The 13,323-nt window shown below is 59.9% G+C and carries 14 protein-coding genes; 6 read left to right on the top strand and 8 right to left on the bottom strand.

All coding sequences use genetic code 11. The features are described from left to right. Positions 1 to 20: 20 nt before the first annotated feature. The 8 genes from K3727_15190 to K3727_15155 all read right to left on the bottom strand — a co-directional run bounded on the left by K3727_15190 (position 21) and on the right by K3727_15155 (position 9,379). Positions 21 to 1,391 carry a tetratricopeptide repeat protein gene (locus K3727_15190; protein ID UWQ90125.1) on the bottom strand — a complete coding sequence of 457 codons (1,371 nt, stop codon included), beginning with the start codon at positions 1,389 to 1,391 and terminating at the stop codon, positions 21 to 23. Positions 1,392 to 1,714: 323 nt separating this feature from the next. Then, a complete protein-coding gene (locus K3727_15185; GenBank protein UWQ90124.1) occupies positions 1,715 to 2,914 on the bottom strand; it encodes a CoA transferase in 1,200 nt (399 codons plus the stop codon). After that, positions 2,898 to 4,514, bottom strand: coding sequence for a thiamine pyrophosphate-binding protein (locus tag K3727_15180; GenBank protein UWQ90123.1), 1,617 nt, complete (start codon positions 4,512 to 4,514; stop codon positions 2,898 to 2,900). The genes K3727_15185 and K3727_15180 overlap by 17 nt, the downstream gene beginning before the upstream one ends. A gap of 91 nt (positions 4,515 to 4,605) precedes the next feature. Then, positions 4,606 to 5,097: a DUF302 domain-containing protein gene (locus tag K3727_15175; GenBank protein ID UWQ90122.1), complete on the bottom strand. Its 492-nt coding sequence runs from the start codon at positions 5,095 to 5,097 to the stop codon at positions 4,606 to 4,608. A gap of 235 nt (positions 5,098 to 5,332) precedes the next feature. After that, a complete protein-coding gene (locus K3727_15170; protein UWQ90121.1) occupies positions 5,333 to 7,363 on the bottom strand; it encodes a PhoX family phosphatase in 2,031 nt (676 codons plus the stop codon). Between the two features lie 79 nt (positions 7,364 to 7,442). Further along, on the bottom strand, positions 7,443 to 8,501 hold the full coding sequence (locus K3727_15165) for a YeeE/YedE family protein (GenBank protein ID UWQ90120.1): 1,059 nt from the start codon (positions 8,499 to 8,501) through the stop codon (positions 7,443 to 7,445). A 102-nt stretch (positions 8,502 to 8,603) separates the two neighbouring features. Beyond that, positions 8,604 to 8,942 carry a metalloregulator ArsR/SmtB family transcription factor gene (locus tag K3727_15160; GenBank protein ID UWQ90119.1) on the bottom strand — a complete coding sequence of 113 codons (339 nt, stop codon included), beginning with the start codon at positions 8,940 to 8,942 and terminating at the stop codon, positions 8,604 to 8,606. Positions 8,943 to 9,028: 86 nt separating this feature from the next. Continuing rightward, positions 9,029 to 9,379, bottom strand: a complete 351-nt coding sequence (locus K3727_15155) for a hypothetical protein (protein UWQ93403.1) — start codon at positions 9,377 to 9,379, stop codon at positions 9,029 to 9,031. A gap of 167 nt (positions 9,380 to 9,546) precedes the next feature. Here K3727_15155 and K3727_15150 point away from each other — a divergent pair, with 167 nt between their 5' ends. The 6 genes from K3727_15150 (at position 9,547) to soxA (ending at position 13,234) form a co-directional block, all read left to right on the top strand. Further along, the gene (locus tag K3727_15150) at positions 9,547 to 10,284 is read left to right on the top strand and encodes a cytochrome c biogenesis protein CcdA (protein UWQ90118.1); all 738 of its coding nucleotides are present in this window, start codon (positions 9,547 to 9,549) and stop codon (positions 10,282 to 10,284) included. A 41-nt stretch (positions 10,285 to 10,325) separates the two neighbouring features. Next, the gene (locus tag K3727_15145; protein ID UWQ90117.1) at positions 10,326 to 10,904 is read left to right on the top strand and encodes a thioredoxin family protein; all 579 of its coding nucleotides are present in this window, start codon (positions 10,326 to 10,328) and stop codon (positions 10,902 to 10,904) included. 126 nt (positions 10,905 to 11,030) lie between these two features. Continuing rightward, positions 11,031 to 11,504, top strand: a complete 474-nt coding sequence (soxX, locus tag K3727_15140) for a sulfur oxidation c-type cytochrome SoxX (protein ID UWQ90116.1) — start codon at positions 11,031 to 11,033, stop codon at positions 11,502 to 11,504. A 49-nt stretch (positions 11,505 to 11,553) separates the two neighbouring features. Then, positions 11,554 to 11,970 carry a thiosulfate oxidation carrier protein SoxY gene (gene soxY / locus K3727_15135; protein UWQ90115.1) on the top strand — a complete coding sequence of 139 codons (417 nt, stop codon included), beginning with the start codon at positions 11,554 to 11,556 and terminating at the stop codon, positions 11,968 to 11,970. 44 nt (positions 11,971 to 12,014) lie between these two features. Continuing rightward, positions 12,015 to 12,344 carry a thiosulfate oxidation carrier complex protein SoxZ gene (soxZ, locus tag K3727_15130; protein UWQ90114.1) on the top strand — a complete coding sequence of 110 codons (330 nt, stop codon included), beginning with the start codon at positions 12,015 to 12,017 and terminating at the stop codon, positions 12,342 to 12,344. Between the two features lie 41 nt (positions 12,345 to 12,385). Next, positions 12,386 to 13,234, top strand: coding sequence for a sulfur oxidation c-type cytochrome SoxA (soxA, locus tag K3727_15125; GenBank protein ID UWQ93402.1), 849 nt, complete (start codon positions 12,386 to 12,388; stop codon positions 13,232 to 13,234). The last annotated feature ends 89 nt before the right edge of the window (positions 13,235 to 13,323 follow it).

Here is a 13,323-nt window from a genome sequence, read left to right as displayed (position 1 = left end):
GCTGTGCCTCTCGTTCTTAATTATTCTGCAGGGACGCTGTGGGCGCTGGCACCGCCGCGGCCCGCCGCGATCAGATCCCGGCGTGCATTGGCATAGGCATCCTCGAACCCGCCCCGCTTGCTCTGGCGGTCATCAAGGATGGCTTCCGCTTCGTCAAGCTGTCCCGCGCGCAAACCGGCATCAATGGTCATGCGTTCAAAGACGTCGCGTTGGGCATGGCTGCCGCCTGCGCGCTGCATGGTGTCACGGGCCTGGACCAGATGGGCAAAAGCAGTGTCATATCGCGCCTCGCCAAAGGCCTCGAGCCCCAGAGCCGCCGCGCAACCGGGAGCGGCCATGCGCCCGTCGGCCTCGGAAGTGTCACGTTTGGCATCGGCATGGATGCGCGCGATCATCTGTTTGGTGGCGTCCTGGCGGTTTGTAGCGGTGAGCGCCAGAAGGTAGTGCAGATCGGCAAAGATCAGGCTGCCGTCTTCGGTGCGGTTGGCGCTGAACTCTGCCAGTTCGTTCCAGCGATTGCCAACGTTGACACCTTCCAGTTCGAGCCGCATCAACAGCGACGTGGCGTTCGAAATGTCCCGGTAATCGTCGGTCTTGTCCTGGCGGATCTGGGTGTCGTAAAGCTCCAGAACCGTATCGGCTTCGCCTTCGGACAGATGCATCAGCGCCTTGTGCCACCACACGTGGTAGCGGAAATTGTTGCAATGGGCCCAGGCTTCCTCACGCCCTTCCAGCCAGTCGAGCCCCTGACGCGCATCGCCGGTCATTTCGTGGACGTGGGCGACGGCGTGCAGGCCCCAGGCGTCATCGGGAGCCATCCACAGGGCCTGACGTCCCGCGATGCCGGCCTTGTCATAGGCACCGGTTTCTTCGAGCGCAAAAGCGTGACAGCCCAGCAGATAGCCACGGCCCGCATGGTCCGGTTCATAGGCGGGCATCACCCGTTCGATCGACCGTCGCATTCCGTCGCAATCTCCCAGCACGAACCGGATCGCATGGCTCAGCTTCATGGCCAGAGAATCGGCAGGATGGGTGATCAGGATGTGTTCAAGTTCTGCAATGGCGGCGCTGGGTTTGCCTGCCAGCCACAAACGCAGGGCTGCAACATACCGCTGTTCCCGTGGCAGGGCAGGCGCACGCAGCAGCGCCGCGTCGGCGTTGGCCAAAGCCTCGCGTACCGTTGGCAACAGCTCTCGCCGTCCCAGCAGCAGATAGAACATCCCTTTGGCCGCATGCGCCAGGGCAAAATCCGGCGCGGCTTTGAGCACGGCCATCAGATGTTGTGGCGTGGCTGCTGAATGCGAGAGCACGCCCATCTGGACCGCGTTCCAGTCGCGCATGGCGCCCGGTACGGTCAGGCTCGTCTCTTGGCCAAAAATGTCTTGGGTCATCGGGGATCCAATCCTGTGCGTTGCATGGGTTTTGTTTTGTCTAACCAGACCTTATCGAAGCTGAGATGATCTATCGACGGTCCTCGCGGATTGGTGAAGGGGCGTTAACATCAGCGCGAGAATTGTTGCCGAATAGGGTGACAATGCAGGCGGATTCCGGCTGGTGTGGCGCAGTTTGGGTGGGTTTGTGTCATGCAACCTGACGCGAGACCGTTTATGTAACCAGTCGCGCCATGGTTTTCTGTGGGTCGGGTCCGACCCGTTCTGGCCCTTGCACCTGCGGGCGGCAAATGTTTCAGCCCGCAGGTGCGTTTTGTTACAAATCAGGTGTCGAACGGCGTGTCGCTGTCCAGAACCCGGTTGGTATCAGCCCCACATTCCGGTGGAGCGTGGCGATACAGAACCGGAGTACGCGAGAATTTCAGCGGATTGCCGATCACCTGCACCGGCCCGGCGGATGTGTCTATGTCCACCTTCATGGCGCGGGCAGCGACCTGATCCGACGAAAAGACTTGGTCCAACGTCTGGACAGGTCCCACCGGCACCTTCAGGGACTCCATTCCGGCGATGATCTGATCGGTGGAATACTTCTGCAATGCCGGGATCAATTGCGCATTCAGCGCGTCACGGTTTTCCAGGCGGGCAGGGTTGGTGGCAAAACGCGGGTCCCGGGCCAAATCATCCCGCCCCAGGAAACCGACAAAGCGCTGGAACTGGTTGTCATTGCCCACAGCCAGAATGACGTGACCATCGGCGCTGGCGTAGACGTCATAGGGCACAATGTTGGGGTGCCCGTTGCCGCGCCGTTGGGGGACCTGTTCGCTGGTCAGGTAATTGACACCTTCGTTGATCAGCCAGGCGATCTGGCTGTCTACCAATGCCAATTCAAGATGCTGACCTTCGCCGGTGCGTTCCTTGTGGCGCAGGGCGGCCAGAATGCCGACGGTTGCGTACATCCCGCACATGACATCGGCGATTCCCACGCCCACCTTCAACGGGCGGCCATCAGGTTCACCGGTCAGGGACATGATGCCGCCATATCCCTGGGCCATCAGATCGTAACCGGGTTTATGGCGGTTCGGGCCGGTTTGACCGAACCCGGAGATCGAACAATAGACCAAACCCGGAAACTCTTGGGTCAGGGTGGCGTGGTCCAGCCCGTATTTGGCCAGCCCACCCGGTTTGAAATTCTCGATCAGGATATCTGCTTGGGCCGCAAGACGGCGGATGGTGTGTTGGCCTTCAGGCGTGGCAATGTCCACCGAAACGGACTGCTTGTTGCGGTTGGCGGCCATAAAATAGGCCGACAGATCGCTGTCGCTGCCATCGGCGTGCTGTACATAGGGCGGACCCCACTGTCGGGTGTCATCTCCGCCTGTTGCGGGGTTTTCGATCTTGATCACCGTGGCCCCCAGGTCGCCCAACAATTGGGTACAGGTTGGCCCTGCCAGAATGCGTGACAGATCCAGAACCTTGATCCCGTCCAGCGCGCCATGGGGCAACATGTCAGATACGTCCATCATAGCCTCCGCGTTCGATCACGGCCGCGATCACGGTGAATGTGTCTGCCTCTTGCGCGGCCGCCAGCGCTTCGTGCAGTTCTGCGCGATTTGTGACCGTCACCCCATGTCCACCAAAGGCCTGCCCCATGGCGGCAAAGTCATGTTTGGCAAAGTCGACGCCACGGTTGGTCATCTGTCTCTGACGTTGTTTCAGCTCGATCAATGCGAGGCTGGCGTCGACAAATACCAGAAAGATCGGCGCAATGCCCATTTCGGCGGCGGTGGCCAGTTCACCGGCGGTCATCAGGAACCCGGCGTCGCCGGAAAAGCTGATCACCGGGCGGGTGGGTTCGGCCAGTTTCAAACCGATGGCCATGGGCACGGCGCAGCCCATCGTGCACAGCGCCGACGATTGAATCAGCCCGCGCGGCTCGTCACAGGGCCACATCTGGCTCAGCAAAATCCGATGCGCGCCGCTGTCGGCGGAGGCCAGAGTCCCTGCAGGCAGCGAGGCACGCGCCTGGGCGATCACCCCGGCCGGTCCCCAGTGGTCATCCTGCGCAAAGGCTGTGGCCAAAGCCTCCCGCACGGCGGTGGGTTCACCGTTGGGCCACGTGGGGCCCGTGTCGAGCCCATCGCCCAAAGCCTGCAACGTTGCACCAGTGTCGGCAATCATGCTCAACCCCGCCTGATGCATATAGTGGGTGTTGGCTTCGGGAGTGATGTCGATGACATGCTGTGTTTCCGGATCCCAGGCATTGCGCCATCCAGGGCGCATTTCGATCGGATCATACCCCAGCGCCAGAATCAGGTCGGCCTGCTGTACCAATGGCATCAGATGCGTGTCGGCCAGAGGCGACAGACCTGCGCCGCCCAGACACAGGGGGTGATCCTCGGGGATGATCCCCTTGGCCTTGTAGGTGGTGACAAAGGGGATCTGATGCGCTTCGACAAAGGTGCGGATCGTGTCAGCAGACCCGTCATAGAGTGCGTCCAGCCCAATGATGGCCAGCGGGCGCTGGGCCGATGTCAGCCAGCCGCGCGCCTGTTCTAGCGCGGGGCCGTGTGGCGCGGTTGCGACCGCTGCCGTGCGATGGGTGCCGCTGTCACGGGCAGTCGCGTCCGCAACCGAAATGGGCACGTCGATATGCACCGGACCACAGCGCTGTTCGGTGGCGATCCCGATGGCCTTGTCGGCGATCAGATCAGCGGTTTCAGCGTTAAGGCGGAAGGTTGCTTTGGTAATGGGTTGGAACACGGCACGGTGATCCAGAACCTGATGTGTATAGCTCTGCTCTTCGGCGGCATCGACGCAGCCGGACAGAACCAGCATCGGAACCCGGTCCTGATGCGCGTTGGCAACCACATTCACCCCGTTCAGTACACCAGGCCCAAGGGTCGCCACCAGAATGGCGGGGGCCCCGTCCCGGTGATGCACCGCCTCGGCCATGAAGCCGCCGGCGTTTTCATGTTTGACCAGGTGAAATGTGATCCCGGCCTGTTCCAATGCATCAATCAGGGTCAGAACCTCGCCGCCGGGCATTCCAAAGGCATGGCGGCAGCCAGCCTCATACAGGCGGCGCGCCAGGATATCTGCGGCGCGGGCAGGGGTCTGTTGCATGGGGATCTCCGGTGTTGTCCTTGCCCCCCGAGATTGCGGAGACCTGGCCCGGACGCAAGCCCAATCACGCCAGTGTGACCAATGCAAAGATCTATTTCACGGCTTGTTCCGCGATGACGGCAAACCGGGTGTCCAATTCCGCGGCCAACGCCTGCAAGGTCGCGCCGCCTTCGTCGAGATAGGGTGCAAAGACATGGCTGGGCGTCTTGTAGGACAAAGTGGCACTGCCGTCGTTGTCTTCGGTGACATAAAACCGGATCGGGGCTTCGATCATGGCTGCCGTCGACAGGCCCAGGATCTTGACCGCGTAGTCATTGTTGAACACGCCGATGACCCGGTTGCCCGGGATCGTGATGCCACGTTTGGCTGCGGCCCCGGTGGGGCCCGCCTGGGTCACGATCCCCATCCCATTGGCCGTGACGGCGCTGCGCACATCCTGGATCAGCGTGTCGTAGGGTTTGTCGGTGTCGTGGATGGCCCATCCGTCGCGTGGCTTTGGATCAGCGGCCAGGCTGGCAGTGGCAAGGGCAAAGGCGGACAGGGTAAAGGCGGAAAGGGGCAGCAGGCGCATGTTTGGCTCCATCGGATTTCGGGCGAGTTTCAGGTGAATCTCTGGCGAGTGTCCGGGTCCGTTCTATAACATCAGACAGATCACCCGGTGTCACATTGCCGTGGGAAGGCGCAGGCCCTCAGGAAGAGCTGACGCATGGAACGATGTAGAGACAGTGCCACGGGGACCCGCCGCCCGAAGGGCGCAAACCTGTGCGCACCTACAGGGTGCGCTCCGCCTGGTTACCGCCAGATCTGGAGGTGCGAAGTCATTCCCCGATCTTGCCGCCGCCGATCTTGCGCACCACCACGACCGACGGGCGCGGCGGCATATCGGGCGCAAAATCCGGCCATCGGGTGGCGGGATCGTCAAAGGTCGAGACCCGTTCAAACCCTTTCAACGACGTGGTGCCATCGGTTCCGGGATGTTGCACGGACACAAACAGGGTTTCGATGTCCGGGGTGAAACAGGGGCCAGCCACCTCTGCGCCCACAGGGGCGCGAAAGAACAGCTTTGAGCGGCCCCGCATCGCTCCGTCTGTTTCCACACCGTATAGTCCATCGGCTTTGCCTGTGCGATGCCACTTGCTGCCTTGATCGGTGGCGACCCACAATCGGCCTTCGGCATCAATTGCGCAATTGTCCGGAGAGCCGAACCAGCCGTTTTCGCTGGTGTCCGGGTGCCATTCGGCCCCGACCGAGGCCACCCCCGGATCCCCGCATTTCACCAGGATAGACCATCTGCCCTGGCGCGCGGCGTGATCCCCTCCGGATTCGGCGATTTCGATGATATGGCCAAATTTGGATTTTGCGCGTGGGTTGGCCGCGTCAACCTGATCCGGTTTGCGCCGGGAATTGTTCGTGAGCATGACAAACGCCCGTCCGTCGCTGCGCGGGCCGACGTCTTCGGGGCGATCCATCGGCGTGGCCCCCAGAGCGTCTGCCGCCAGCCGCGTATCGATCAGCACATCTGCCTGGCTGTCGAACCCGTTGTCCGGTGTCAGCGGGCCTTCTCCAAACACAAGAGGCAGCCAGTTCAGGTCGCCATTGGCCTCGAAACGGGCGACATGGAGCACCCCGTTGCTCAACAGGTCGGATGAGGGTGTGCTGTCGTCTGTGATCACCCCATTGGAGACATATTTATAGACATATTCGAACCGGGCATCATCGCCCATATACACAACCAGATGGCCGGATTTTGCCACAATGGGATCCGCACCTTCATGGCTGAACCGTCCCAAAGCTGTGTGCTTGACAGGCATCGCCTGTGGGTCTTGCGGGTCAACTTCGACCACCCAGCCGAACCGGTTGGGCTCATGCGGTGTCCGGTCGAGATTGAACCGATCATGCACCTTGCCCCAGGCGTACCAGCGTCCGGGGATGCCATAGCGTTTCAGACTGTCGGCGTGGGGTTGTTCGGACAGATCCGGGTCCCCGTCCCAATCCAGCTCATCCGTCCAGAAATAGCCGTGAAAATTCTCTTCGGCCATCAGCCATGTGCCCCAGGGTGTCATGCCGCCCGCACAATTGTTCAGGGTACCGATGACCCTGGTGCCGGATGGATCCGCGTTCGTTCGCATTCTGGGGTGACCCGCAGCGGGGCCGCCGATCGCCATCTCGGTGTTCAGGGGGCTGATCCGCCGGTTCAAAGGACTTTTCAGATCTACGGCCCATGCGCCATCGTCGGACTTGGTTATTTCCACCACGGACCCACCGTGGGCGGCCATTTCAATGTCGACCAGCGCGCGGGTCATGGCGGCAAAATCGGCGCGATCCTGGCGGCCGAGATTGGGAAACATCATCTCTTCGTTGGTGTATTCGTGATTGACGCACAACAGCCCCCGGTTGCCCGTCTCGTCGAGCTGCACAAAACCGACATAGTCATTGTTGTAGCCAAATTGCTGCAACTGGGCCGTGGCGCTTTGGTTGAAAACGTCGAATGCGGGGGCGCCCGGGGTGATCGGATCGCCCCAGCGCACCAAAATGTCAGCGGTGTACCCCGGCGCCACATGGTGGGTGTGGTCAATGCCCCATGTCAATTCGTCAAAGACAAACCGACCGCCAGATGTCCGAACGGTAGCAGCGCTTGTGGGATGGGGCAGGGCGGTTGCGCCGAACAGTGCCGCGGTGGCCGACACACCAAGCAACCCGCCGATCAGATCACGTCGCCCATACCGCGTGGCGATCAGATCGCCAATGGATCCGTTCAGATCCGGGTTCTTGGGGAGATCGTCAAAGGCTTCATAGGCTTCGGAGCGATTGCCGATTGTCGGGTCGTCTTCAATATCTTTGCGGCGCAAACCGGGGTCTCCTGCGGATTTGACAGACGGGTCAGGATATTTCTGACCCTGGATTGTAAACTGGATGGCAGAGCCGCGCTTATTGCGCAGGCGAGAACCCTTCGATCAATTGGCGCAGCCCCACTGCGGCCCCGGCAAAGATCGCCAAAAAGGTCACCGGCGCGCTGATCGACAGTACGGAAAAAGCGGTCATGCCCTGACCAACGGTACAGCCCATGGCAATCACGGCCCCGGCCCCCATGATGGCGGCCCCCACAATTTGACGGCGCAGTTCACGCGGGTCTTCGCAGGCTTCCCAACGAAAATGCCCCTTGATCATCGACCCGACAAAGGCTCCGATCCAGACACCCGCGATGGAGCCGACGGCAAAGGTGACAGGACGCAGGCTGCCGGTCATGGCCCACAGGATGCTTTCGCCAACGGGTGCGGAAAAACTGTGCGAGACAACGGGCAATGCTTCGAACCCGATGGCATTGATGTATGTGGTGCCGGCCCACCCCGACACGATGGCCAGTCCGACCATGACGGACCAGAACAACGCCTTGGGATCGCGGCGCAGATCACCTGTGGCCAGCACGCCCAAAACGATCACGGACCCGATACCGACGCCAACCCAATGCAGCGGCAACCCGGTAATCCGTGCCGCATGATGGGCCAGCCCGGGGGGCAGGTCGGATGTGACTTCGACCTGTTCGAACAACAGGTTGCGCAGCGGTGCCAATGGACCCTGCAGAACCACATAAGTGGAGACGCCCATGACCAGAACAATAACGAACGACCGCAGATCGCCACCACCCAACCGGGCAATCGCGCCATAGCCACAGTTGCCCGACAGGGCCATGCCATAGCCAAACATCAATCCCCCGATGATTGATGCCAGCGGCATCCAGCGGATTGACAGGTAATAGCTCTCGCTGGTGTCGAACAGACCCAGACCGCTCAGCGTGAAGCTGCCCATGACGGCGATGCCGATGGCCAGAATCCACATCTGCATCCGGGTGGCGCTGCCGCCATACAGCAGGTCTTCGATTGCGCCGAGGGTGCAGAACCGGCCCAACCGGGCGGCCAGTCCCAACAGGACGCCACCGCCCAGTCCGATCAGGGCAACCAGTTGGTGGTCAGTCAGAAACTCGTACATGGCATGTCTCCCGGACGATCCGTCACATCGTTAGTGTGTCGGACAGTGGACCCCGGATCAAGCCAAAGACAGCGCGCAACGGCAGGACGCGCCGGTTGGATGTCAGTCGTCCGAATTGCAGAACAGTTCATAGACCACTTCGAGAATGCGACGTGGGCGTTCGTCAGCCAGACGGTAATAGATCGCCTTGCCGTCGCGGCGGGGAATGACCAGCCCTTCGAGACGCAGGCGGGACAATTGCTGGGACACGGCAGCCTGGCGTGCGGACAGCAGGTCTTCGAGTTCGGTAACGGATTTTTCACCGGTCACCAGATGGCAGAGGATCATCAACCGGCCTTCGTGGCTGATCGCCTTGAGAAAGTTGGACGCGGTCGTCGCATTGTCGACCATCTTGTCCAACTCTTCTTCCGCCATTTCCGTCGAGAACTGAGGCAGTGCCATGTCCACTCTCCTTGCAATCGTGGCGCGGGGATCGGCGCCACTGATCTGTTTTTAAGTCGCCTGACCCTGTATCGTTTCAGACGGTTTCAGCTATCGCCCTCAACCGAGGGCGCCGTATCATCAGTGTATCCAGCAGTGTCGACCAACAGCCCATTCAGAACAGGCCAAAAGAAATCTTCGCCGGGATACCCTTCGAGACGGCCAATCTCATGCCCGTTCTCAACAATCAAGAAGGTCGGGGTGAAGTTTACGCGACGTGTGATTTTAAGGTCATCCGGCATATTTCGCAGGTCAACCCGCCGCAATGGGGCAAATCGGCCTTCGCTTGTCTTGGGGTAAATCGGGGCGATTTCCTGGTTCCAACGTTCGCACCACTCGCATCCGGTCTGTTCGACCATGACAAGTTCGGTGGCCTGTGCCATCGTTGACAGAACCATCCCGGCCACAAGGCCGGTGAATGTTTGTTTCAATGAAAGAGCGATCCGCATCCTGGGTCCTGTGAGCCATCTGTTGACGTAAGCGTATCTTACAACATAATTTGAATGTGTGAATTTATCAAGCGTGCCCACATATCCGCACGCCTTAGAAAGGACCGCCTGGACCCATGCTGGACATTACCTTTGCGGGTGCCCTGATTGCGGGACTTCTCAGCTTCTTTACCCCGTGTATCCTGCCAATGGTACCCTTTTACCTGTCTTATATGGGCGGGTTGTCCGTCTCCGAGCTGCGCGGAGACGGAGAGATTGCGCCCGGTGCCCAACGCCGCCTGTTGATCAGTGCGCTGTGTTTCGCCGCCGGGGTGACCACGATTTTTATGCTGATGGGCATGGGGGCGACCGCGCTGGGGCAGCTGTTTGGGCAACTGATGGAGCCGCTGTCTTATGTGGCGGCTGCCATTCTGACGCTGTTCGGGCTGCATTTTCTGGGCGTCCTGCGCATACCGCTGCTCTATCGCGAGGCGCGGGTGGAAAGCACGGCGGAACCCACAACCGTGATCGGGGCCTATCTGATGGGGTTGGCCTTTGGCTTTGGCTGGACGCCCTGTGTGGGACCGGCGCTGGCGTCGATCCTGATGGTGGCTTCTGGCATGGGGGACATCTGGCGCGGTGGGGCGCTGTTGTTGGTCTATGGGGTTGGGATGACGGCCCCTTTTGTCATTGCGGCGCTGTTTGCCAAACCGTTTTTGACCTGGATCGCCCGCCACCGCGCGGCGTTTGCCTGGGTGGAAAAAGGCATGGGGGTCATGTTGATTATCTTTGCCATTTTGATTGTCACCGGTGGTGTCAGCCTGATCGCTGATGCGATGATCCGTTGGATGCCGGGGTTTGGGGCTTTGGGATGATTGTGTGCGACTGATTGTGTGCGACTGAGGGAGGAAAGAAGATGAAACGTTGGATTTCACTGATGGCGGGACTGTTGATCGCCGGGTCTGTTGGCGCTGTTGAATTGGGCGATGATGGCCTGCACAAGACGTCGTGGATGCGGGACACCTTCAAGGACCTGCGCGAGGATCTGGAAGAGGCCAACGCAGAAGGCAAACGGCTGGTGCTGTTTTTTGAACAACGGGGGTGCATCTATTGCACCAAGATGCACACCGATGTTTTCCCGCGTCCTGAGATCGACAGCTATATCGGTGACAAGTATTTCGTGGTGCAGTTGAACCTGTACGGGGATGTCGAAGTGACCGATTTCGACGGTCAGACGTTGCCAGAAAAGGACATGGCCCGCAAATGGGGTGTTCTGTTCACACCGACGATTCTCTTCCTGCCCGAAGACGTCGAAGAAGGGCAGACCGCCCAACAGGCCGCAGTTTCGATGATGCCGGGCGCTTTTGGGGCGGGGACGACGTTGGACATGTTTACCTGGGTTGCGGAAAAACGGTATACGCTTGATAACGGAGAAGATTTTCAGCGATACCATGCGCGCCGCATCCAGGAGCGCAACAATGGTTCGTTTGACTGATCCGCGACATAATAATCGAATAATTCATAATAATGAATTTGTTGTTGCGTTCCGAGGCACCGGTAGCCTACGGTATGCAAGGAAACAGCGAAGCCACGCAAGACGTGGCAGCGAACGGGAGGATCCATGAAGCTTACATCTCTGACATTGGCCGCCAGCCTGATCGGCAGTGCCGCTCTAGCCAGCGACGTCGCTCCGAAAGATGTGATGTTCAACGAAGACGGTGGCGTTGACGCCTCGTTGACTGGCATGGCGGGTGATGCCGCCAATGGTGCCATCGTTGCGGGCACGAAATCCAAAGGCAACTGCGTGGCCTGCCACGCCATTTCGGCGCTGGCCGATGTACCGTTCCACGGCGAAGTTGGCCCGACATTGGATGGTGCTGGTGATCGTTGGGACACTGCGGAAATGCGTGGCCTTCTGGCTGACGCCAAAATGACATTCGATGGCACGGTGATGCCTGCCTTTTACAAGGTGGACGGGTTCACGCGTCCCGGCGACGCCTACACCGGCAAGGCCGCCGAAGGCCCGCTGACGCCGATCCTGACCGCTCAGGAAATCGAAGATGTGATCGCCTTTTTGGCGACACTGAAAGAGTAAAGCGCTGGGATCTTTGTCCCGCCTTCGCGTAATTCAAAGGAGAGAGAAGATGGAATTCTCACGTCGCGAAACCCTGGCCATGGGCTTGGGCGCTGCGGTTGTCACCGTTCTGCCGTTCCGCGTGAACGCCGCGGCTGACGACCAGATTGCCGCATTCACGGGCGGTGCCGACATGGCGGATGCAGGGATCACCCTGACCGCGCCTGAAATCGCTGAAAATGGCAACACGGTTCCGATCGCGGTTGATGCGCCTGGTGCAGTTTCGATCATGGTCCTGGCCACAGGAAACCCGACACCGGGCGTTGCAACCTTCAACTTTGGTCCGCTGGCCGGAGCCCAGGCTGCATCGACACGGATCCGGTTGGCTGGCACACAGGACGTTGTTGCCATTGCCAAATTGGCAGATGGGTCGTTCGCCAAGGCCAGCGCCACCGTCAAAGTGACCATCGGGGGCTGTGGCGGCTAAAAGCTGCCCGCTCACTGAACTTCTGATATCAAGGAGAAAACAATATGGCATCCGGTGTAAAACCCCGCGTCAAGGTTCCAAAGTCCGCAGCTGCTGGTGAAACCGTCACCATCAAGTCCCTGATCAGCCACAAGATGGAAAGTGGTCAGCGCAAGGACAAGGAAGGCAACCTGATCCCGCGGTCGATCATCAATCGCTTTACCGTCGACTTCAACGGCCAGTCGGTTCTCGACATGACCATGGAAGCGGCGATTTCGACAAACCCCTATGTCCAGTTCGAGGCCATCGTGCCCGAAGCCGGTGATTTCGTGTTCACCTGGTACGACGATGATGGGTCGGTCTATGACACCAAAAAATCAGTCAAGATCGCCTGAATAACGCCGCGAACAGGGAGGAAACGCACATGATCAAGCCAATGAGGGGCACCCTCACAGCCATCGCTTTGGCGGCAGGGGCCTTTGGGACCGCCGCCATGGCCGACGAAAGCGCCGATCTGGTGGTGAACGGGGACCTCAAAATGGTTATCCGGGCCCCGGCTCCTGCGCATCTGGACGGGGCAGTGGACGAAGTGACGTCGGGCTGGATTTACCGCTCGGATGAAACCCAGGAACTGCAGATGGATGATTTCGACAATCCGGGAATGATCTTTGTTGATCAGGCCCTGGAGCAGTGGGACGCCGTTGACGGGACCGAAGGCAAGGCCTGTGCGTCGTGCCATGAGGATGTCGAGTCCAGCATGACCGGCGTGCGCGCCGTCTATCCCAAATGGAACGAAGCGGCTGGCGAAGTGCGCACCCTCGCGCATCAGATCAACGACTGTCGCGAAAACCAGATGGGTGCCGAAAAGTGGAAATACACTGGCGGCAAGATGACCGCGATGGAAGCGCTGATCAGCGTTCAGTCGCGCGGTATGCCGGTCAATGTTGCCATTGACGGTCCGGCCCAGGCGACCTGGGAAAAAGGCAAGGACATGTATTACACCCGCACCGGTCAGCTGGACCTGTCCTGTGCGAATTGCCATGAAGAGAATTATGGCAACATGATCCGGGCCGACCACCTGTCCCAAGGCCAGATCAACGGGTTCCCGGTGTATCGTCTGAAAAACACCAAGCTCAACAACGCGCACGCGCGTTTCAAGGGCTGTGTGCGTGACACCCGTGCCGAAACCTACAAACCCGGCTCGTCCGATTTTGTGGCGCTGGAACTGTATGTTGCATCCCGTGGCAACGGCCTGTCGGTCGAAGCGCCTTCGGTGCGCAACTAAACCACTTGAACCCCGCGTTGCCTGCCGGTGACGCGGGGTATCTCGCTTTAACAACATTCACACATGCGAATATGTCGCGTGAAAGAACG

The organism is Rhodobacteraceae bacterium M382, assembly GCA_025141015.1.
GTDB classification, from domain to species: Bacteria; Pseudomonadota; Alphaproteobacteria; order Rhodobacterales; family Rhodobacteraceae; genus Aliisedimentitalea; species Aliisedimentitalea scapharcae.
The sequence above is the reverse complement of the archived record's forward strand: the minus strand, read 5'-3'. Positions and strand labels throughout refer to the sequence as shown.